The organism is Buttiauxella brennerae ATCC 51605, assembly GCF_001654925.1.
In the GTDB taxonomy this organism is placed as follows: domain Bacteria; phylum Pseudomonadota; class Gammaproteobacteria; order Enterobacterales; family Enterobacteriaceae; genus Buttiauxella; species Buttiauxella brennerae.
In genome coordinates, this window is the sequence record NZ_LXER01000038.1 from 1 (window position 1) to 20,419 (window position 20,419).

18 protein-coding genes and 1 riboswitch are annotated in these 20,419 nt (G+C 51.1%); of the genes, 9 read left to right on the forward strand and 9 right to left on the reverse strand.

What is annotated here, in order from left to right; genetic code table 11:
- Positions 1 to 262: 262 nt before the first annotated feature.
- The 8 genes from secE (at position 263) to rpoC (ending at position 12,380) form a co-directional block, all read left to right on the forward strand.
- Positions 263 to 646: a preprotein translocase subunit SecE gene (secE, locus tag M975_RS20115; protein ID WP_034461807.1), complete on the forward strand. Its 384-nt coding sequence runs from the start codon at positions 263 to 265 to the stop codon at positions 644 to 646.
- Position 647: 1 nt separating this feature from the next.
- Positions 648 to 1,193, forward strand: a complete 546-nt coding sequence (gene nusG / locus M975_RS20120; RefSeq protein WP_034461806.1) for a transcription termination/antitermination protein NusG — start codon at positions 648 to 650, stop codon at positions 1,191 to 1,193.
- 159 nt (positions 1,194 to 1,352) lie between these two features.
- Positions 1,353 to 1,781, forward strand: a complete 429-nt coding sequence (rplK, locus tag M975_RS20125) for a 50S ribosomal protein L11 (protein WP_034492296.1) — start codon at positions 1,353 to 1,355, stop codon at positions 1,779 to 1,781.
- Positions 1,782 to 1,784: 3 nt separating this feature from the next.
- Positions 1,785 to 2,489 (forward strand): 50S ribosomal protein L1, encoded by a 705-nt coding sequence (gene rplA, locus M975_RS20130; RefSeq protein ID WP_064561665.1) that lies wholly within the window; start codon positions 1,785 to 1,787, stop codon positions 2,487 to 2,489.
- 295 nt (positions 2,490 to 2,784) lie between these two features.
- Positions 2,785 to 3,282 (forward strand): 50S ribosomal protein L10, encoded by a 498-nt coding sequence (gene rplJ / locus M975_RS20135; protein WP_034461803.1) that lies wholly within the window; start codon positions 2,785 to 2,787, stop codon positions 3,280 to 3,282.
- A 66-nt stretch (positions 3,283 to 3,348) separates the two neighbouring features.
- The gene (gene rplL / locus M975_RS20140; RefSeq protein ID WP_064561666.1) at positions 3,349 to 3,714 is read left to right on the forward strand and encodes a 50S ribosomal protein L7/L12; all 366 of its coding nucleotides are present in this window, start codon (positions 3,349 to 3,351) and stop codon (positions 3,712 to 3,714) included.
- A 325-nt stretch (positions 3,715 to 4,039) separates the two neighbouring features.
- On the forward strand, positions 4,040 to 8,068 hold the full coding sequence (rpoB, locus tag M975_RS20145; RefSeq protein ID WP_064561667.1) for a DNA-directed RNA polymerase subunit beta: 4,029 nt from the start codon (positions 4,040 to 4,042) through the stop codon (positions 8,066 to 8,068).
- Positions 8,069 to 8,153: 85 nt separating this feature from the next.
- Positions 8,154 to 12,380 (forward strand): DNA-directed RNA polymerase subunit beta', encoded by a 4,227-nt coding sequence (rpoC, locus tag M975_RS20150; RefSeq protein WP_064515278.1) that lies wholly within the window; start codon positions 8,154 to 8,156, stop codon positions 12,378 to 12,380.
- A 69-nt stretch (positions 12,381 to 12,449) separates the two neighbouring features.
- Here the strand turns inward: rpoC and M975_RS20155 are convergent, their stop codons facing one another.
- The 9 genes from M975_RS20155 to M975_RS20195 all read right to left on the reverse strand — a co-directional run bounded on the left by M975_RS20155 (position 12,450) and on the right by M975_RS20195 (position 19,517).
- Positions 12,450 to 12,767, reverse strand: a complete 318-nt coding sequence (locus tag M975_RS20155; RefSeq protein WP_064541387.1) for a PTS lactose/cellobiose transporter subunit IIA — start codon at positions 12,765 to 12,767, stop codon at positions 12,450 to 12,452.
- A gap of 4 nt (positions 12,768 to 12,771) precedes the next feature.
- Positions 12,772 to 13,080 carry a PTS sugar transporter subunit IIB gene (locus M975_RS20160; protein ID WP_034461506.1) on the reverse strand — a complete coding sequence of 103 codons (309 nt, stop codon included), beginning with the start codon at positions 13,078 to 13,080 and terminating at the stop codon, positions 12,772 to 12,774.
- 295 nt (positions 13,081 to 13,375) lie between these two features.
- Positions 13,376 to 14,506, reverse strand: a complete 1,131-nt coding sequence (gene thiH, locus M975_RS20165) for a 2-iminoacetate synthase ThiH (protein WP_064561668.1) — start codon at positions 14,504 to 14,506, stop codon at positions 13,376 to 13,378.
- Positions 14,506 to 15,285 carry a thiazole synthase gene (gene thiG, locus M975_RS20170; RefSeq protein ID WP_064561669.1) on the reverse strand — a complete coding sequence of 260 codons (780 nt, stop codon included), beginning with the start codon at positions 15,283 to 15,285 and terminating at the stop codon, positions 14,506 to 14,508. Before thiG ends, thiH begins: the two co-directional genes overlap by 1 nt.
- Position 15,286: 1 nt before the next feature.
- Positions 15,287 to 15,487: a sulfur carrier protein ThiS gene (gene thiS / locus M975_RS20175; protein WP_064561670.1), complete on the reverse strand. Its 201-nt coding sequence runs from the start codon at positions 15,485 to 15,487 to the stop codon at positions 15,287 to 15,289.
- Positions 15,471 to 16,226 (reverse strand): thiazole biosynthesis adenylyltransferase ThiF, encoded by a 756-nt coding sequence (gene thiF / locus M975_RS20180; protein ID WP_064561671.1) that lies wholly within the window; start codon positions 16,224 to 16,226, stop codon positions 15,471 to 15,473. The genes thiS and thiF overlap by 17 nt, the downstream gene beginning before the upstream one ends.
- On the reverse strand, positions 16,219 to 16,854 hold the full coding sequence (gene thiE / locus M975_RS20185; RefSeq protein WP_064561672.1) for a thiamine phosphate synthase: 636 nt from the start codon (positions 16,852 to 16,854) through the stop codon (positions 16,219 to 16,221). Before thiE ends, thiF begins: the two co-directional genes overlap by 8 nt.
- Positions 16,854 to 18,755 (reverse strand): phosphomethylpyrimidine synthase ThiC, encoded by a 1,902-nt coding sequence (thiC, locus tag M975_RS20190; RefSeq protein WP_064561673.1) that lies wholly within the window; start codon positions 18,753 to 18,755, stop codon positions 16,854 to 16,856. Before thiC ends, thiE begins: the two co-directional genes overlap by 1 nt.
- Before the next feature lie 88 nt (positions 18,756 to 18,843).
- Positions 18,844 to 18,962, reverse strand: a riboswitch (TPP riboswitch).
- A gap of 51 nt (positions 18,963 to 19,013) precedes the next feature.
- The gene (locus tag M975_RS20195; RefSeq protein WP_064561674.1) at positions 19,014 to 19,517 is read right to left on the reverse strand and encodes an Rsd/AlgQ family anti-sigma factor; all 504 of its coding nucleotides are present in this window, start codon (positions 19,515 to 19,517) and stop codon (positions 19,014 to 19,016) included.
- Positions 19,518 to 19,612: 95 nt separating this feature from the next.
- Between M975_RS20195 and nudC the strand changes: the two genes are divergently transcribed.
- Positions 19,613 to 20,386 (forward strand): NAD(+) diphosphatase, encoded by a 774-nt coding sequence (nudC, locus tag M975_RS20200; RefSeq protein WP_064561675.1) that lies wholly within the window; start codon positions 19,613 to 19,615, stop codon positions 20,384 to 20,386.
- Positions 20,387 to 20,419 lie beyond the last annotated feature (33 nt).

Below are 20,419 nucleotides of genomic sequence, written 5' to 3' on the forward strand. Positions count from 1 at the left end.
GGGCGTTGTTGCTAAAGTTATCGCTTAATCGCTGATAACATTTGACGCAACGCGCAAGAAAAGGGCATCATTTGATGCCCTTTTTGCACGCTCTCTGGGCAGAACCTGGCTCATCAGTGATTTTTTACTCATAATCATTGTTGAGACAGGCTCTGAAGATGGCGTTATACCGAATAGTGCCTGAAAAGAGCCATTCGGTCTGGTTTTGCCTCGCGTATGCGGGGCAAAAATGTTTGTCTGAATTATTGTGACGGGTTGGTTTATGAGTGCGAATACCGAAGCTCAAGGAAGCGGGCGCGGCCTGGAAGCGATGAAATGGCTGGCAGTTGCTGCTCTGCTGATTGTGGCGATCGTGGGCAACTACATTTATCGTGATGTATCTCTGCCTCTGCGTGCCCTGGCAGTGGTTGTTCTGATTGCTGCAGCGGGTGGTGTCGCGCTGTTAACGACGAAAGGCAAAGCGACTGTTGCTTTCGCCCGCGAAGCAAGAACTGAAGTTCGTAAAGTTATTTGGCCAACTCGCCAGGAGACTTTACACACCACCTTAATCGTGGCGGCAGTTACTGCTGTAATGTCACTGATTTTGTGGGGGCTGGACGGTATTCTTGTCCGCCTGGTTTCTTTTATTACTGGCCTGAGGTTCTGAGATGTCTGAAGCCCCTAAAATGCGCTGGTACGTCGTTCAGGCGTTTTCCGGTTTTGAAGGCCGCGTAGCAACATCGCTGCGTGAGCACATCAAATTGCACAACATGGAAGAGTTGTTTGGTGAAGTCATGGTTCCGACCGAAGAAGTGGTCGAAATTCGTGGTGGCCAGCGTCGCAAAAGCGAACGCAAATTCTTCCCGGGCTATGTTCTGGTCCAGATGGTTATGAACGACGCGAGCTGGCACCTGGTGCGCAGTGTTCCGCGCGTGATGGGTTTCATCGGCGGTACTTCTGACCGTCCTGCACCAATCAGCGATAAAGAAGTTGATGCGATTATGAACCGCCTGCAACAGGTTGGTGATAAGCCGCGTCCTAAAACGCTGTTTGAACCAGGTGAAATGGTACGCGTCAGCGATGGTCCATTTGCTGACTTTAACGGTGTAGTTGAAGAAGTAGATTACGAAAAGAGCCGCTTGAAGGTTTCTGTATCTATCTTTGGTCGTGCTACGCCGGTTGAGCTCGATTTTGCTCAGGTAGAGAAAGCCTAATAATCAGGTTGTAAAAGCAGCGATTAATCGTTGCACAAGGCGCGAGATTGGACTACAATTTCGCGCCTTTTGTTTTTATGCGTCTTGTGCGCGTAGAACGAATTATTCACGGGGAGCCTTCATTCTGTAAGGCGCTATAACCCACTAGAGGAAATTAAGATGGCTAAGAAAGTACAAGCCTACGTCAAGCTGCAAGTTGCAGCTGGTATGGCGAACCCAAGTCCACCAGTTGGTCCAGCTCTGGGTCAGCAAGGTGTGAACATCATGGAATTCTGTAAAGCGTTTAACGCCAAAACTGAATCCCTGGAGAAAGGTCTGCCAATTCCGGTTGTTATTACCGTTTATGCTGACCGTTCTTTCACTTTCGTTACTAAAACTCCACCGGCTGCTGTTCTGTTGAAGAAAGCTGCAGGTATCAAGTCTGGTTCTGGCAAGCCGAACAAAGACAAAGTGGGTAAAGTGACCCGTGCTCAGGTGCGTGAAATCGCAGAAACCAAAGCTGCGGACATGACTGGTTCTGACGTTGAAGCGATGACTCGCTCCATCGAAGGTACTGCTCGTTCCATGGGCCTGGTAGTGGAGGATTAAGAAATGGCTAAACTGACCAAGCGCATGCGCGTGATCCGTGACAAAGTTGATGCAACTAAACAGTATGACATCAACGAAGCCGTTGCTTTGCTCAAAGAGCTGGCCACTGCGAAATTCGTAGAAAGCGTTGACGTTGCTGTAAACCTCGGCATCGACGCTCGTAAATCTGACCAGAACGTACGTGGTGCAACTGTACTGCCGCACGGTACTGGCCGTTCAGTTCGCGTAGCCGTATTTGCCCAAGGCCCTAACGCTGAAGCAGCTAAAGCTGCTGGCGCTGAGCTGGTAGGTATGGAAGATCTGGCTGACCAGATCAAAAAAGGCGAAATGAACTTTGACGTTGTTATCGCATCTCCAGATGCAATGCGCGTTGTTGGCCAGCTGGGCCAGGTTCTGGGCCCACGTGGCCTGATGCCTAACCCGAAAGTTGGTACTGTAACTCCTAACGTTGCTGAAGCGGTTAAGAACGCTAAAGCTGGTCAGGTTCGTTACCGTAACGACAAAAACGGCATCATTCACACCACCATCGGTAAAGTGGATTTTGACACTGACAAACTGAAAGAAAACCTGGAATCCCTGCTGGTTGCGCTGAAAAAAGCAAAACCTTCTCAGGCGAAAGGTGTTTTCATTAAGAAAGTTAGCCTGTCTACCACTATGGGTGCAGGTGTTGCGATCGACCAGTCTGGTCTGAGCGCAGTAGTGAACTAAGATTCACTGCTTTACGCGGGCGTTAGATTGGTCTAAAATCTTACGCCCGTTGCCTTGCAATGCAGGGCACACAGAATTTTCGGTTGGAGCCTGGCCTTATCCAGGCCTCCGTCCAAGACCGCAGGTGTCTCGAAAGAGTCTTAATTCCCTGCGTAGACGGTGACAGAACCTGAAGAATATTTTTGATAGTCTTTGGCTTGTTTCTGCTCACCGTATGTCGACGTTCATTACCGTTTTGGTAATGAGTGAAGTGAGTTCCGGGGGAAACCCCGGCTATTATCCAGGAGCAAAGCTAATGGCTTTAAATCTTCAAGACAAACAAGCGATTGTTGCTGAAGTCAGCGAAGTAGCCAAAGGTGCGCTGTCTGCGGTTGTTGCGGATTCCCGTGGCGTTACCGTAGGTAAAATGACTGAACTGCGTAAAGCAGGTCGTGAAGCTGGCGTTTACATGCGTGTTGTTCGTAACACCCTGCTGCGCCGCGTTGTTGAAGGTACTCAGTTTGAGTGCTTGAAAGACACGTTTGTTGGTCCAACCTTGATTGCATATTCTATGGAACACCCGGGCGCTGCTGCTCGTCTGTTCAAAGAATTCGCGAAAGCGAACGCAAAATTTGAGGTTAAAGCTGCAGCCTTTGAAGGTGAGCTGATCCCGGCGGCCCAGATCGATCGCCTGGCAACTCTGCCAACTTACGAAGAAGCAATCGCACGCCTGATGGCAACCATGAAAGAAGCCTCTGCAGGCAAATTGGTTCGCACTCTTGCTGCTGTACGCGATCAGAAAGAAGCTGCTTAATAGCGCTTTCCTTTCTAACGCATTTGCTTACGTATAAACTTATTCTGATTTTCAGGAACAATTGTTATGTCTATCACTAAAGATCAAATCATTGAAGCAGTATCCGCTATGTCTGTAATGGACATTGTTGAACTGATTTCTGCAATGGAAGAAAAATTCGGTGTTTCCGCTGCTGCTGCTGTTGCAGGCCCTGCTGCTGCTGCTGAAGCTGTAGAAGAGAAAACTGAGTTCGACGTTATTCTGAAAGCTGCTGGCGCTAACAAAGTTGCCGTTATCAAAGCAGTTCGTAGCGCAACTGGCCTGGGCTTGAAAGAAGCTAAAGACCTGGTTGAATCCGCTCCAGCTGCGCTGAAAGAAGGCGTGAGCAAAGATGACGCAGAATCACTGAAGAAATCTCTGGAAGAAGCTGGCGCTGAAGTTGAAGTTAAATAAGCCAACCTTTCCGGTTGCAGCCTGAGAAATTAGGCTGATGGCTGGTGACTTTTTAGTCACCAGCCTTTTTGCGCTGTAGGGTACCAGTAGCGTTTCACACTGTTTGACTGCTGGTTTCCTTTCAATGTTTGTCTCTATCTACGCCTTAATATACTACGACTTTCTATGCCGGGAGTTCCGGGGTAAAGCGTGGTGAAATGGTTTAAGAGTGATAGAAACAGGTATTGCGGAAAGTGTTCCACTTTCCGGTCCACAAAATAGTGTTGCACAAACTGTCCCCTTGTCGGGCAGATGGGTCGACTTGTCAGCGAGCTGAGGAACCCTAATGGTTTACTCCTATACCGAGAAAAAACGTATTCGTAAGGATTTTGGAAAGCGTCCACAAGTTTTGGACATTCCTTATCTCCTTTCTATCCAGCTTGACTCGTTCCAGAAGTTCATCGAGCAAGATCCTGAAGGCCAGTACGGTCTGGAAGCGGCTTTCCGTTCCGTGTTCCCTATTGCAAGCTACAGCGGTAACTCTGAGCTGCAATATGTGAGCTATCGTCTGGGTGAGCCGGTATTTGACGTTAAAGAATGTCAGATCCGCGGCGTGACGTATTCCGCTCCGCTGCGCGTAAAACTGCGCCTGGTGATCTACGAACGTGAAGCGCCGGAAGGCACCGTTAAAGACATTAAAGAACAAGAAGTTTACATGGGTGAAATTCCACTCATGACAGATAACGGCACCTTCGTTATCAACGGTACTGAGCGTGTTATCGTTTCTCAGTTACACCGTAGCCCAGGTGTGTTCTTTGATAGTGACAAAGGTAAAACCCACTCTTCCGGGAAGGTGCTGTATAACGCACGTATCATCCCTTACCGTGGTTCCTGGCTGGATTTCGAGTTCGACCCGAAAGACAACCTGTTTGTACGTATCGACCGTCGCCGCAAACTGCCTGCGACTATCATTCTGCGTGCATTGCAGTTCACCACTGAGCAGATTCTTGATCTGTTCTTTGAGAAAGTTTATTTCGAAATCCGTGACAACAAGCTGCAGATGGAATTGGTGCCAGAACGCCTTCGTGGTGAGACTGCATCCTTTGACATCGAAGCTAACGGCAAAATCTATGTCGAAAAAAGCCGCCGTATCACAGCGCGCCATATTCGCCAGCTGGAAAAAGACGATATTAAGCTTATCGAAGTTCCGGTTGAATACATTGCTGGTAAAGTCGCGGCTAAAGACTACGTTGATGCATCGACTGGCGAACTGATTTGCGCAGCGAACATGGAACTGTCTTTGGATCTGTTAGCTAAACTGAGCCAGTGTGGTCATAAGCGTATCGAAACGCTGTTTACCAACGACCTGGATCACGGTGCATACATTTCTGAGACCATCCGTGTCGACCCAACTAGCGATCGCCTGAGCGCGCTGGTTGAAATCTATCGCATGATGCGTCCTGGCGAGCCACCAACTCGCGAAGCAGCTGAAAACCTGTTCGAGAACCTGTTCTTCTCTGAAGACCGCTATGACTTGTCTGCGGTTGGTCGTATGAAGTTCAACCGTTCTCTGCTGCGTGATGAAATCGAAGGTTCAGGTATCCTGAGCAAAGACGACATCATCCAGGTTATGCGTAAGCTGATCGGTATTCGTAACGGTCAGGGCGAAGTGGATGATATCGACCACCTCGGCAACCGTCGTATCCGTTCCGTTGGCGAAATGGCGGAAAACCAATTCCGTGTTGGCTTGGTACGTGTAGAGCGTGCGGTTAAAGAGCGTCTGTCTTTGGGCGACCTCGATACCCTGATGCCTCAGGATATGATCAACGCCAAGCCTATCTCTGCTGCGGTTAAAGAGTTCTTCGGTTCCAGCCAGCTGTCTCAGTTCATGGACCAGAACAACCCGTTGTCTGAGATTACGCACAAACGTCGTATCTCCGCACTCGGCCCGGGTGGTTTGACCCGTGAGCGCGCAGGCTTCGAAGTACGTGACGTACACCCAACCCACTACGGTCGTGTATGTCCAATCGAAACCCCTGAAGGTCCGAACATCGGTCTGATCAACTCCCTGTCTGTTTATGCACAGACTAACGAATACGGTTTCTTAGAAACTCCGTATCGTCGCGTTGTTGAAGGTGTTGTCACTGACGAAATCCATTACCTTTCTGCAATTGAAGAAGGTAACTATGTCATCGCTCAGGCTAACACCAATCTGGACGAAGAAGGCCGTTTCGTAGACGACCTGGTAACTTGCCGTAGTAAAGGCGAATCCAGCTTGTTCAGTAACGACCAGGTTGACTACATGGACGTTTCTACCCAACAGGTAGTTTCCGTCGGTGCGTCCCTGATCCCGTTCCTGGAACACGATGACGCCAACCGTGCATTGATGGGTGCGAACATGCAACGTCAGGCCGTTCCAACTCTGCGTGCTGATAAGCCGCTGGTTGGTACTGGTATGGAACGTGCTGTTGCCGTTGACTCCGGTGTTACTGCCGTTGCTAAACGTGGCGGTACTGTTCAGTACGTTGATGCGTCTCGTATCGTTATCAAAGTTAACGAAGACGAAATGCTGGCTGGTGAAGCTGGTATCGACATCTACAACCTGACCAAATACACCCGTTCGAACCAGAACACCTGCATCAACCAGATGCCATGTGTTTCTCTGGGCGAACCTGTTGAACGTGGCGATGTGTTGGCAGACGGTCCGTCTACTGACCTCGGTGAACTGGCTCTAGGCCAGAACATGCGCGTAGCGTTCATGCCGTGGAACGGTTACAACTTCGAAGACTCCATCCTCGTATCCGAGCGTGTTGTTCAGGAAGATCGTTTCACAACTATTCACATCCAGGAACTGGCATGTGTGTCTCGTGACACTAAGCTTGGGCCAGAAGAGATCACCGCTGACATCCCTAACGTGGGTGAAGCTGCTCTCTCCAAACTGGATGAATCCGGTATCGTTTATATCGGTGCTGAAGTGACCGGTGGTGACATTCTGGTTGGTAAGGTAACGCCTAAAGGTGAAACCCAGCTGACTCCAGAAGAGAAACTGCTGCGTGCAATCTTCGGTGAGAAAGCGTCTGACGTTAAAGACTCTTCTCTGCGCGTACCAAACGGCGTTTCCGGTACCATTATCGATGTACAGGTCTTTACCCGCGATGGCGTGGAAAAAGACAAGCGCGCGCTGGAAATCGAAGAGATGCAACTGAAGCAGGCTAAGAAAGACCTGACTGAAGAACTGCAAATCTTTGAAGCTGGTCTGTTTGCTCGTATCCATGCTGTGCTGGTTGCTGGCGGTATTGAAGCTGAGAAGCTCGACAAATTGCCACGTGATCGCTGGTTGGAACTGGGTCTGACTGACGAAGAGAAGCAAAACCAGCTGGAACAGCTGGCAGAGCAGTACGACGAGCTGAAGCACGAGTTTGAGAAGAAACTTGAAGCTAAGCGCCGCAAAATCACTCAGGGCGATGACCTGGCACCTGGCGTGCTGAAAATCGTTAAAGTGTATCTGGCCGTTAAACGTCAGATCCAGCCTGGTGACAAGATGGCAGGTCGTCACGGGAACAAAGGTGTTATCTCCAAGATCAACCCGATCGAAGATATGCCTTACGATGAAAACGGCACGCCTGTAGACATCGTACTGAACCCGTTGGGCGTACCATCTCGTATGAACATCGGTCAGATTCTGGAAACCCACTTGGGTATGGCTGCTAAAGGCATCGGCGAGAAAATCAACGCTATGCTGAAGAAGCACGAAGAAGTTTCCAAGCTGCGCGAATTTATCCAGAAAGCATACGACCTGGGTTCAGATGTTCGTCAGAAAGTTGACTTGAACACCTTCACCGACGATGAAGTTCTGCGTCTGGCTGAGAACCTGAAAAAAGGTATGCCGATTGCTACTCCGGTATTCGACGGTGCGAAAGAGTCGGAAATCAAAGAGCTGTTGCAACTGGGTGGCCTGCCGACTTCCGGTCAGATCACACTGTTTGATGGCCGTAGCGGTGAACAGTTTGAGCGTCCAGTAACCGTAGGTTACATGTACATGCTGAAACTGAACCACTTGGTTGATGACAAAATGCACGCGCGTTCTACCGGTTCTTACAGCCTGGTTACTCAGCAGCCGCTGGGTGGTAAGGCTCAGTTCGGTGGTCAACGCTTCGGTGAGATGGAAGTGTGGGCACTGGAAGCATACGGTGCTGCTTATACTCTGCAGGAAATGCTGACTGTTAAGTCTGATGACGTTAATGGCCGTACCAAGATGTATAAAAACATCGTGGATGGTAATCATCAGATGGAACCAGGCATGCCGGAATCCTTCAACGTACTGTTGAAAGAAATCCGTTCGCTGGGTATTAACATCGAGCTGGAAGGCGAGTAATCACTCGTATCTGCTGTACTGGTTACAGGATGTCCGGGTCACACCGGACGTCTCTGAGAAGTCTCACTCCGACGGGAGCTAATCCGTGAAAGACTTACTTAAGTTTCTGAAAGCGCAAACTAAGACCGAAGAGTTTGATGCGATCAAAATTGCTCTGGCATCGCCAGACATGATCCGTTCTTGGTCGTTCGGCGAAGTTAAAAAGCCGGAAACCATTAACTACCGTACGTTCAAACCAGAACGTGACGGTCTGTTCTGTGCTCGTATTTTTGGGCCAGTAAAAGACTATGAGTGCCTGTGCGGTAAGTACAAGCGCTTGAAGCACCGTGGCGTTATTTGTGAGAAGTGTGGCGTTGAAGTAACCCAAACTAAAGTGCGCCGTGAGCGCATGGGTCACATCGAGCTGGCTTCCCCAACTGCGCACATTTGGTTCCTGAAGTCACTGCCGTCTCGTATCGGCTTGCTGCTGGATATGCCACTGCGTGATATCGAACGTGTACTTTACTTCGAATCATATGTGGTTATCGAAGGCGGTATGACCAACCTCGAGCGTCGTCAGATCCTGACTGAAGAGCAGTATCTGGATGCGCTGGAAGAGTTCGGTGACGAATTCGATGCGAAGATGGGTGCGGAAGCTATTCAGGCCTTGTTGAAAAACATGGATCTGGAGCAAGAGTGTGAAACTCTGCGCGAAGAGCTGAACGAAACCAACTCCGAAACCAAGCGTAAAAAGCTGACCAAGCGTATCAAACTGCTGGAAGCGTTCGTTCAATCTGGTAACAAACCAGAGTGGATGATCCTGACAGTTCTGCCGGTTCTGCCGCCAGACCTGCGTCCATTAGTTCCGCTGGATGGTGGTCGTTTCGCAACTTCAGATCTGAACGATCTGTATCGTCGCGTTATCAACCGTAACAACCGTCTGAAACGTCTGCTGGATCTGGCTGCTCCTGACATCATCGTACGTAACGAAAAACGTATGCTGCAGGAAGCGGTAGATGCCCTGCTGGATAACGGCCGTCGCGGTCGTGCCATCACCGGTTCTAACAAGCGTCCTCTGAAATCTTTGGCTGATATGATCAAAGGTAAGCAGGGTCGTTTCCGTCAGAACTTGTTGGGCAAACGTGTTGACTATTCTGGTCGTTCTGTAATCACCGTAGGTCCATACCTGCGCCTGCATCAGTGCGGTCTGCCGAAGAAAATGGCACTGGAGCTGTTCAAACCGTTCATCTACGGCAAGCTGGAATTGCGTGGTCTTGCTACCACCATTAAAGCTGCGAAGAAAATGGTTGAGCGCGAAGAAGCTGTCGTTTGGGATATCCTGGACGAAGTTATCCGCGAACACCCGGTACTGCTGAACCGTGCACCAACTCTGCACCGTTTGGGTATCCAGGCATTTGAACCTGTACTGATCGAAGGTAAAGCTATCCAGCTGCACCCGCTGGTTTGTGCGGCATATAACGCCGACTTCGATGGTGACCAGATGGCAGTACACGTTCCACTGACGCTTGAAGCTCAGTTGGAAGCGCGTGCGCTGATGATGTCTACCAACAACATCCTGTCACCAGCGAACGGCGAGCCAATCATCGTTCCTTCTCAGGACGTTGTATTGGGTCTGTACTACATGACCCGTGACTGTGTTAACGCCAAAGGCGAAGGCATGGTGCTGACTGGCCCTAAAGAAGCTGAGCGTATCTATCGCGCAGGTCTGGCCTCTCTGCATGCGCGTGTAAAAGTGCGTATCACTGAATATGAAAAAGGCGAGAACGAAGAGTTCGTTGCCAAAACCAGCATTATCGACACCACCGTAGGTCGTGCGATTTTGTGGATGATCGTACCGAAAGGTCTGCCTTACTCCATCGTCAACCAGGCGCTGGGCAAGAAGGCAATCTCCAAAATGCTGAACACTTGTTATCGTATTCTGGGCCTGAAGCCTACGGTAATCTTTGCTGACCAAACGATGTACACCGGCTTTGCTTATGCGGCGCGTTCAGGTGTATCCGTTGGTATCGATGACATGGTCATCCCTGCGAAGAAAACTGAAATCATCTCTGAAGCGGAAGCTGAAGTTGCTGAAATTCAGGAACAGTTCCAGTCTGGTCTGGTAACAGCAGGCGAACGCTATAACAAAGTCATCGATATCTGGGCTGCGGCGAACGATCGTGTATCTAAAGCGATGATGGACAACCTGCAAACTGAATCCGTTATTAACCGTGACGGCGTCGAAGAGCAGCAAGTTTCCTTCAACAGCATTTACATGATGGCCGACTCCGGTGCTCGTGGTTCTGCAGCACAGATTCGTCAGTTGGCAGGTATGCGTGGTCTGATGGCTAAGCCAGATGGCTCCATCATCGAAACGCCAATCACCGCGAACTTCCGTGAAGGTCTGAACGTACTCCAGTACTTCATCTCCACGCACGGTGCTCGTAAAGGTCTGGCGGATACCGCACTGAAAACTGCGAACTCCGGTTATCTGACGCGTCGTCTGGTTGACGTTGCACAGGATCTGGTTGTTACCGAAGACGATTGTGGCACCCTCGAAGGTATCACGATGACTCCGGTTATCGAAGGTGGCGATGTTAAAGAACCACTGCGCGATCGCGTTCTGGGCCGTGTAACGGCTGAAGATGTGATCAAGCCGGGTACTGCAGACATCCTGGTAACTCGTAACACCCTGATCGATGAGCAGTGGTGTGACGTGTTAGAACTTAACTCTGTTGACAGCGTTAAAGTCCGTTCCGTAGTAGGTTGCGAAACTGACTTTGGTGTGTGTGCTCACTGCTATGGTCGCGACCTGGCACGTGGTCATATCATCAACAAAGGTGAAGCTATCGGGGTTATCGCGGCACAGTCCATCGGTGAACCAGGTACTCAGCTGACGATGCGTACGTTCCACATCGGTGGTGCGGCATCTCGTTCGGCTGCTGAATCCAGCATTCAGGTTAAGAACAAAGGTAGCATCAAGCTCAGCAACGCTAAGTCGGTTGTGAACTCCGCCGGGAAACTGGTCGTCACTTCTCGTAACACCGAGCTGAAACTGATTGATGAATTCGGTCGTACTAAAGAGAGCTATAAAGTTCCTTACGGTGCGGTAATGGGTAAAGGTGATGGCGAGCAGATTGCAGCGGGCGAAACCGTAGCAAACTGGGATCCGCACACCATGCCAGTCGTCTCTGAAGTAAGTGGTTTCATCCGCTTTACTGACATGGTCGACGGCCAGACCATTACTCGTCAAACTGACGAACTGACAGGTCTGTCATCTCTGGTTGTTCTGGATTCTGCAGAACGTACCGCGGGTGGTAAAGATCTGCGTCCAGCACTGAAAATTGTTGATGCTCAAGGCAACGACGTTCTGATCCCTGGTACAGACATGCCAGCTCAGTACTTCCTGCCAGGTAAAGCGATTGTTCAGCTGGAAGATGGTACTCAGATTCACTCTGGTGACGCGCTGGCGCGTATTCCTCAGGAATCAAGTGGTACCAAGGACATCACCGGTGGTCTGCCACGCGTTGCTGACCTGTTCGAAGCGCGTCGTCCGAAAGAGCCAGCTATCCTTGCTGAAATCAGCGGGATCATCTCGTTCGGTAAAGAAACCAAAGGCAAACGCCGTCTGGTTATCTCTCCACTCGACGGCAGCGATGCTTACGAAGAGATGATTCCTAAGTGGCGTCAGCTGAACGTATTCGAAGGCGAAGTTGTAGAACGCGGTGACGTTGTTTCCGATGGTCCAGAATCTCCGCACGACATTCTGCGTCTGCGTGGCGTGTATGCTGTGACTCGTTACATCACCAACGAAGTGCAGGACGTTTACCGTCTGCAAGGCGTTAAGATTAACGATAAACACATCGAAGTCATCGTGCGTCAGATGTTGCGTAAAGCAACCATCGTTAACGCTGGTAGCTCTGACTTCCTGGAAGGTGAGCAGGCTGAATACTCTCGCGTCAAGATCGCTAACCGCGAACTGGAAGCGAACGGCAAGATTAACGTGTCCTTCTCACGTGATCTGCTGGGTATCACCAAAGCCTCTCTGGCAACCGAGTCCTTCATCTCCGCGGCATCGTTCCAGGAGACAACTCGTGTGCTTACCGAAGCAGCTGTTGCGGGTAAACGTGACGAACTGCGCGGCCTGAAAGAGAACGTTATCGTCGGTCGTTTGATCCCAGCAGGTACCGGTTACGCGTACCACCAGGATCGTATGCGCCGTCGTGCAGCGGGCGAAGCGCCAGTTGTACCTCAGGTCACTGCAGCGGACGCAACTGCCAGCCTGGCAGAATTGCTGAACGCAGGTAATCTGGGCGGTAACGATAACGATTAATCGTTAGAGACGCCAAAAACAAAAACCGCTCGAAAGAGCGGTTTTTTTATGCCTGAAAGAAATGAAAAATCAGTTAGCTAATGGAAGGCGACGATACAGTTCAATCATGTCTTCGGCTAAATCCTGAATGACCATCGCGTTCATCAGGTGGTCTTGAGAGTGTACGGTAATCAAGTTAACCGGCAGTTTGCCAGTGCCTTCATCTAAGCCGATAAGCTGAGTCTGGATTTTGTGAGCATGTTTCACAAACTCACGTGATTCTTCCATCGCTTGTTGTGCTGCTGCGAAATCCCCTTTGCGAGCCATTTGCAGAGCAGTCAGTGCCTGGCTGCGTGCGCTACCGGCATTAACCAACAATTCCATGATAATCGTTTCTAAATCTTCCATGTTTTTATGACTCCATCATTTTCAAAGCTTTCTCGAGCACAACATCGCCTTTCATCATGCCGTAATCCATCATGTCGATAACAGCAACGGTTTTACCCATCGGCTCTGCAATCGCCTGTAGTTTGGCGTGCTCATATTTAACTTGTGGGCCGAGCAAGACAATATCAGCGGTATCAATATTGTCTTTGAATTCTGCAACCGGAACTGCCTTGATAGAGACTTCAATACCTTTCTTCTGAGCGGCGTCCTTCATGCGTTGGACCAAAATGCTAGTCGACATACCCGCTGCACAACACAAAACGATATTCTTCATAGATCTGCTCTCAGTGTCCGTTCGATATACTGATAATTATCCGTGACGGCCTGGTACAACAACCGCTTTGCAATGATTGTGTGTGAGGTATCACAAAAGAAACGTACCTGAGCTGAAACCGGTTACATTTTACGGGAAGGCGGGGCGGCAATGAGGAGGGAAAGTTGCCACCCCGGTCGGGTTCGGAATCCGACAAGGGAGACAATATTTTACGGAAACCATCACATCAATGTGGAATGAGCCATCGTTCGGCCCGCCTCGGAATCTCTTTTTCTCGCGATGTAAGCGTACAAAGCTATTGCGAAGCTCTTCCCAGAAAATGGTCCCAGTCTTTCCACACCGGTTGTAAGCCAGAGCGCATTAGTGCATCTGCGACTTCCGAGGGTGTGCGCCCGTCGTGCGGAGCAAACTGTTCAAGTTCAGGGTGATTATCGGCATAACCGCCTGGCTGGGTTTTGGAAAATGCGCTGACATTGTTAATGGCGAGCGGGATCATATGATCCCGGAACCACGGTGATTCACGCGTAGAAAGCGAAAGCTCGACATCGGGTGAAAGCAGACGAAATGCGCATATCACTTGCACTAATTGGCTTTCAGTCATGACCGACGCCGGTTCTACGCCGCCCGTACAGGGTCGTAAACGCGGAAACGAAATCGAATAACGACTTTGCCAGTAGTGTTGCTGTAGCCAAAGTAAGTGCTCCGCGACCATAAAGCAGTCGGTGCGCCAACTGTTCGATAAACCAATCAACGCGCCCAGGCCTATTTTATCTATTCCCGCGCGGCCAAGCCTGTCTGGCGTTTCCAGGCGCCAGAAGAAATCCTGTTTATTGCCGCGTAAATGATGCTGCGCGTACACTGCCTGGTGATAGGTTTCCTGATAAACCATCACACCATCTACTCCGAGAGTTTTCAGTTCGGCATACTCATGCTCGTCCAGTGGTTGAACTTCCATTTGCAGTGAACTGAACTGGTGGCGAATCGCGGGAAAGTGCTGGCGGAAATAGTCCATTCCCACTTTGGTCTGGTGTTCACCGGTCACCAACAACAAATGTTCGAAGCCTAGTTTGCGAATTGCCGCGCATTCCCGCTCAATTTCCTGTTGATCCAGGGTTTTGCGTTTGAGTTTGTTACTCATGGAAAAACCACAGTAGGTACATTCGTTGGCGCAGAGATTCGATAAATAAAGCGGCACGTAAAAACTCACCGTGTTACCAAAACGCTGGCGAGTTAATTTCTGGGCCTGCTGTGCCAGCGGTTCGAGATAGTGGCTGGCGGCAGGGGAGAGCAGCGCCATCAGATCGTCGCGGGTGATTTTGCGTGCGCTCAATGCTCGCTCCACGTCGGCAGCTGTCTTGCTGTTAATACGAAGTCGGATGTCATCCCAGTCCAGCTCACGCCAGCGCTCGGTGAAAGTTTGTGCCATCACGTACCCTCCTGGCTAAATTGCAGAAACTGGGTTAACGGGCTGGAGGCTTGTGCCTGCTGGTGGCGCGCGCCCAAACCTGATTGAGCCGCTAATACGCCAGCTTCAACTGCCAGGCGAAATGCATGAGCCATTTGCACGGGATCCCGCGCCACGGCAATCGCCGTATTCACTAGCACCGCAGCAGCCCCCATCTCCAGCGCTTCTGCGGCATGGCTTGGCGCACCGATACCTGCATCAACCACTACCGGTACGCGAGCCTGGTCGATAATAATTTCTAAAAATGCCCGGGTTTGTAAGCCCTGATTCGAGCCAATTGGCGCCCCGAGTGGCATGACCGCTGCACATCCGACTTCCTCAAGCCGTTTGCACAAAACGGGATCGGCGCCGCAATAAGGCAATACAACAAACCCCTGTTTGACGAGTACTTCCGCAGCTTTCAGCGTTTCGATGGGATCGGGCAGCAAATAGCGGGCATCGGGGTGGATTTCCAGTTTTACCCAATGTGTACCCAGCGCTTCTCGGGCAAGCTGTGCGGCAAAAATCGCTTCTTCAGCCGTTTTGGCGCCAGAGGTATTCGGCAGCAACTGCACGCCCGCCTCAAGCAGTGGCGCGAGAATCGCATCGTTATGGTTACGCAAATCGACGCGCTTCATTGCCATTGTCACTAACTGCGAGCCGGAAGCGCGAATCGTTTCAACCATCACCTGCGGCGAGGAAAATTTCCCGGTGCCGGTGAACAAGCGTGATGAGAAAGTTTTATCAGCAATCTGTAGCATGTTAACCCCCGGCTATGGCCTGAAAAAGCAAGATCTGGTCGCCATCTTTCAACAAATGAGCTTCCCACTGTTCACGTGGCACAATGCTTTGGTTGATGGCGAGTGCTACGCCTGGTTTCAACAGGCGCAGTTGTTCAAGCAGCTTTGCCAGCGTCAGGTTATCCGGGCACTGCAGCGGTTCATCGTTAAATTGGATGTGCATCTAGCCCTCCACATACCGGGCAATTAGCCGCTTTTTGCATGGTGAGGGAGCGCCAGCTGTGTTGGCGAGCGTCAAACAGGCGCAAAGTACCCGTTGCCGGAGCCATGCCGCTCAGCAACTTTATGGCCTCCAGAGCCTGCAATGTCCCCATCACTCCGACCACCGGGCCGATGATTCCCGCAGTGCGGCAGTTGCGCTCCGGTTCGTGTTCGTCAGGCCAGACACAGCGATAACAGCCGGTTTCCCACGGTGGCGTCAGAACCATCAGTTGCCCACCAAAGCCGACTGCACTTGCAGAAATCAGCGGTTTGTTATGTACGACACAGGCGGCGTTAACGGCCTGGCGTGTCGCCATGTTGTCGCTGCAATCCAGAACCAAATCGGCATTTTTTACTGCCTGATTCAACACTTCTCCAGCCAGACGCTCGCCAATAACCTGGAGCTTAATATCAGGATTAAGTTGTTGTAGATGACGTTGGGCGGCCAGCGATTTTGGCTGTTCGATATCTTGTGAAGTAAATAGAATCTGGCGCTGCAAATTACTGATATGCACGTTGTCATCGTCAGCCAGAGTCAGGGTGCCAACGCCTGCCGCCGTCAGATATAGCGCCGCCGGGGAGCCAAGCCCGCCGAGCCCGACGATTAAAACCTTACTCGCCAGCAGTTTTTGCTGCCCTTCGATGGCGATATCTTCCAGTAGCAACTGGCGGCTGTAACGCATGAAATCGGCATCATTCATCGCCTGCTCCCACAAGTTCCAGTAGTTGCGCGGTGGCGGCTTGCCAGTCAGGTGCCTGAGTAATCGCGCTAACCAGCGCGACACTTCCCACGCCTGTCGCCAGTACGGCAGGAACACGATCAATACTAATGCCGCCAATCGCCACGGTGGGGTAATCGCCCAATGTTCTGATATGTGCCGCGAGCTGTGTAAGACCTTGCGGTGCCGATGGCATCTGTTTGGTTCTGGTTGGGAAAACATGCCCCAGAGCGATGTAAGAAGGGCGTGCTTCCAGGGCGCGATCCATTTCCATATTGTCGTGTGTCGAAAGCCCGAGGCGCAGGCCCGCATCGCGGATGGCATCCAGATTAGCGACATCCAGATCTTCCTGGCCCAGATGAACACCGTAAGCACGATGTTTTATCGCCAGTCGCCAGTAATCATTGATGAATAACCTCGCCTCATATCGCTTACCAAGCGCAATGGCAGCAGCAATGTCGGCTTCAACTTCTTCGTCGCGTTTGTCTTTAATGCGCAATTGAAGAGTGCGCACTCCCGCCTCCAGCAAGCGGGAAATCCACTCGACGCTATCCACCACCGGATACAACCCGAGTCGTTTGGGCACAGAAGGGAAGGCGGGTGTGCTCATCACACTTCCTCCTGACGCAGATAAATTTCGCCACCTTTTGCCCGGAAGGATTGCGACATATCGTCCATGCCAACTTCTATGGCTTGCTTAGCGGCGAAATCGCGAACCTCCTGGGAGATTTTCATCGAGCAGAATTTTGGCCCGCACATGGAACAGAAGTGCGCGACCTTGCCGGACTCCTGCGGTAGCGTTTCATCGTGATAGGCGCGGGCGGTGAAAGGGTCAAGCGCGAGGTTAAACTGGTCTTCCCAGCGGAATTCAAAGCGGGCTTTCGACATGGCGTTGTCGCGGATCTGCGCACCAGGGTGGCCTTTTGCCAGGTCTGCGGCATGTGCCGCAATTTTGTAGGTAATCAGCCCCTGTTTAACATCTTCTTTATTCGGCAGGCCAAGATGCTCTTTTGGTGTGACGTAACAAAGCATCGCACAGCCGAACCAGCCAATCATGGCTGCACCAATACCTGAGGTGAAATGGTCGTAACCCGGTGCAATATCGGTGGTCAGCGGGCCGAGCGTGTAGAACGGAGCTTCATGGCAGTGCTCCAGTTCTTCGGTCATGTTGCGGCGGATCATCTGCATTGGCACATGTCCCGGGCCTTCAATCATCACCTGCACATCGTATTCCCAGGCGATTTTGGTCAACTCGCCAAGTGTATGCAGTTCGGAAAATTGTGCTTCATCGTTGGCATCCTGGATGGAGCCGGGGCGCAGGCCGTCGCCAAGTGAGAGAGAAACGTCGTAAGCAGCGCAGATTTTGCAGATTTCACGGAAGTGTTCGTACAGGAAGTTTTCCTGATGATGTGACAGGCACCATTTCGCCATTATCGAACCGCCGCGCGACACAATTCCGGTCAGGCGTTTGGCCGTCATCGGCACATAACGCAGCAGCACTCCGGCGTGAATGGTGAAATAGTCCACGCCTTGCTCGGCCTGTTCCAGGAGTGTGTCGCGGAACATTTCCCAGGTCAGGTCTTCAGCGATGCCATTTACTTTTTCCAGCGCCTGGTAAATGGGCACGGTACCAATCGGCACTGGGCTGTTACGTAAAATCCATTCACGAGTTTCGTGAATATAGCGGCCGGTGGAAAGGTCCATTACGGTGTCCGCACCCCAGCGCGTCGACCACACTAGTTTTTCTACCTCTTCTTCAATCGAGGAAGTGACCGCAGAGTTGCCGATATTAGCGTTTACTTTGACGAGGAAATTACGCCCGATAATCATCGGCTCAGATTCGGGGTGGTTAATATTGGCGGGAATAATTGCCTGGCCTGCGGCGACTTCGTCACGCACAAATTCAGGGGTAATATTTTCTGGCAGACGCGCGCCAAAACCCTGACCTGGGTGCTGGTGGCGTAACACTTCATCGCGAATGCGTTCGCGGCCCATGTTTTCACGTATGGCGATAAACTCCATTTCCGGCGTCACGATGCCCTGGCGTGCATAGTGCAGCTGCGTGACAATTTTCCCGGCTTTGGCCCGCTTCGGCGTAAGTTGTGTTTCAAAACGCAATTCGTCGAGACCGTCATCAGCCAGACGCTCTTTGGTGTAGGCAGAGCTGCGGTCGTTCAGTAATTCGCAGTCATCACGCTCGCTAATCCAGTTTGCCCGCAGTGGTGATAGCCCACGTAACACATCGATGTTGATCGCCGGGTCGCCATACGCTCCAGACGTGTCATACACCGGAATGGCATCATTAGGGGTGAACTGTGGGTTTTCCTTGCTGCCGCCGGTTGCTGTTGGGCTAAGTTGAATTTCACGCATCGGCACGCGGATATCGTCACGTGAACCGGTGAGATAAATGCGTTGGGAATTGGGGAAAGCAGTCCCTTCCAGCGTGTTAATAAAATGCTGGGCTGCGGCACGCTGTTCGCGGCGGTTTGGTTTTTTTTCAGTATTAGACATAGCTCATTCCAGTAAATATCAAGGAGTGGCTTGTCAGAACAACGGAGGAGTAATGAATGTGGACCGCCCGCGCACGGGTGAACCCAAAAGCAGAATTACTCTTGTTCCCTTCGCAGGTATTAGCCTGATCAGGTTCCGCGGATCCCGAATTAACGGTCTCAGCCGGTGCTTAACTTAGTTAAACACTCGGCACTCCGACAAGAAGAAACCCGTATTGCTACGGGTCGATATGTAAACTACTCGTTAACAGCGCAGAACTCAAGCCGGGCGTGCAAGGTTGCCGGTATCGTTAGCACTGTCATTTAGATCATGGTCGTAAGCGAGCTCAATGAGTTTATCTTCCAGCGAAAAACGTGATTCCAGCGCTTCGCCGATGCCTGACAATGCGCTCTGGAACTCGATGTAGTTATCATGGTCGATAGCACTTTCAAGATGCGTATCATAGAAATCCATGATTTGTTGGGTATTGGCTTCAAGCTGTGGGTAGAGATGCGTTGCAGCTAAAAGTGGGCTGCTGCCTTCCATTTCACTGATAATGCGTTCATAAATATTAAAATGGCCGGCAGACAGATAATCCACCAGGTTGTGGCAAAAATTATCCAGGGCCTTTTCATTGAGCGCGGTATGGGATTCCTTGTTAGGCTTGATCCCTACCATATTGTAATAAGCCACCAATAAATGTTTGCGGGCATGTAGCCATTGGTCGATTAACTCATTACTACCACCAACGCGCTCAGTCAGGTTCTCTAACTGGTTAAGCATGATTGACTCCGTGAGTAAAAGATGTAACGCAAACGTACCCAAAATAGTTACGACTATTTGTTTATACCAGTGAACTCGGGGATGTGCACCAGGTTATGGAACGTGTAATTCAAAAGTTAGATCAGGGCTGGTTTATCGTCAGTCATGAACAAAAATTGTGGCTGCCAAAAGGTGAGCTGCCTCACGGAGCGGCACAAGATTTCCAGCTTGATGGCGCTGTGGGGATGCACATCGGCGAGTGGGAAAATGATCCCGTGTGGTTAGTGCGGCAAAATCGCCGTGCGGATATGGGTTCTGTACGCCAGATCATTGACCAGGACCCAGGGCTGTTTCAGCTTGCCGGGCGCGGTGTACAGCTTGCTGAGTTTTATCGCTCGCACAAATTTTGTGGCTACTGCGGCCATGATATGCACGTCAGCAAAACGGAATGGGCGATGCTGTGCAGCCATTGCCGTGAGCGCTACTACCCGCAAATTTCACCGTGCATCATCGTGGCGATTCGCCGCGATGACCATATCCTGCTTGCCCAGCACACGCGCCATCGCGGTGGAATTTATACCGTGCTGGCCGGTTTTGTCGAAGTCGGGGAAACCCTCGAGCAGGCCGTGGCGCGTGAGGTGATGGAAGAGAGCAGCATTTGCGTGAAGAATTTACGTTATGTGACGTCGCAGCCGTGGCCGTTCCCGCAATCGCTGATGACGGCATTTATGGCGGAATATCACAGCGGTGAGATTGAAATCGACCCGAAAGAGTTACTTGATGCGGGCTGGTATCGCTACGATCAATTACCGTTATTACCGCCGCCTGGTACTGTGGCTCGCCGCCTGATTGAAGACACTGTTGCCCTGTGTCGGGCAGAGTACGAATGACGTGGTAAACTGGCGCAATGTATTTAGAGTTCC

Coding starts and splice junctions, on each gene's coding strand:
- secE (WP_034461807.1), top strand. CDS start 263: ATGAGTGCGAATACCGAAGCTCAAGGAAGCGGGCGCGGCCTGGAAGCG.
- nusG (WP_034461806.1), top strand. CDS start 648: ATGTCTGAAGCCCCTAAAATGCGCTGGTACGTCGTTCAGGCGTTTTCC.
- rplK (WP_034492296.1), top strand. CDS start 1,353: ATGGCTAAGAAAGTACAAGCCTACGTCAAGCTGCAAGTTGCAGCTGGT.
- rplA (WP_064561665.1), top strand. CDS start 1,785: ATGGCTAAACTGACCAAGCGCATGCGCGTGATCCGTGACAAAGTTGAT.
- rplJ (WP_034461803.1), top strand. CDS start 2,785: ATGGCTTTAAATCTTCAAGACAAACAAGCGATTGTTGCTGAAGTCAGC.
- rplL (WP_064561666.1), top strand. CDS start 3,349: ATGTCTATCACTAAAGATCAAATCATTGAAGCAGTATCCGCTATGTCT.
- rpoB (WP_064561667.1), top strand. CDS start 4,040: ATGGTTTACTCCTATACCGAGAAAAAACGTATTCGTAAGGATTTTGGA.
- M975_RS20155 (WP_064541387.1), bottom strand. CDS start 12,767: ATGGAAGATTTAGAAACGATTATCATGGAATTGTTGGTTAATGCCGGT.
- M975_RS20160 (WP_034461506.1), bottom strand. CDS start 13,080: ATGAAGAATATCGTTTTGTGTTGTGCAGCGGGTATGTCGACTAGCATT.
- thiH (WP_064561668.1), bottom strand. CDS start 14,506: ATGGCACAAACTTTCACCGAGCGCTGGCGTGAGCTGGACTGGGATGAC.
- thiG (WP_064561669.1), bottom strand. CDS start 15,285: ATGCTACAGATTGCTGATAAAACTTTCTCATCACGCTTGTTCACCGGC.
- thiS (WP_064561670.1), bottom strand. CDS start 15,487: ATGCACATCCAATTTAACGATGAACCGCTGCAGTGCCCGGATAACCTG.
- thiF (WP_064561671.1), bottom strand. CDS start 16,226: ATGAATGATGCCGATTTCATGCGTTACAGCCGCCAGTTGCTACTGGAA.
- thiE (WP_064561672.1), bottom strand. CDS start 16,854: ATGAGCACACCCGCCTTCCCTTCTGTGCCCAAACGACTCGGGTTGTAT.
- thiC (WP_064561673.1), bottom strand. CDS start 18,755: ATGTCTAATACTGAAAAAAAACCAAACCGCCGCGAACAGCGTGCCGCA.
- M975_RS20195 (WP_064561674.1), bottom strand. CDS start 19,517: ATGCTTAACCAGTTAGAGAACCTGACTGAGCGCGTTGGTGGTAGTAAT.
- nudC (WP_064561675.1), top strand. CDS start 19,613: ATGGAACGTGTAATTCAAAAGTTAGATCAGGGCTGGTTTATCGTCAGT.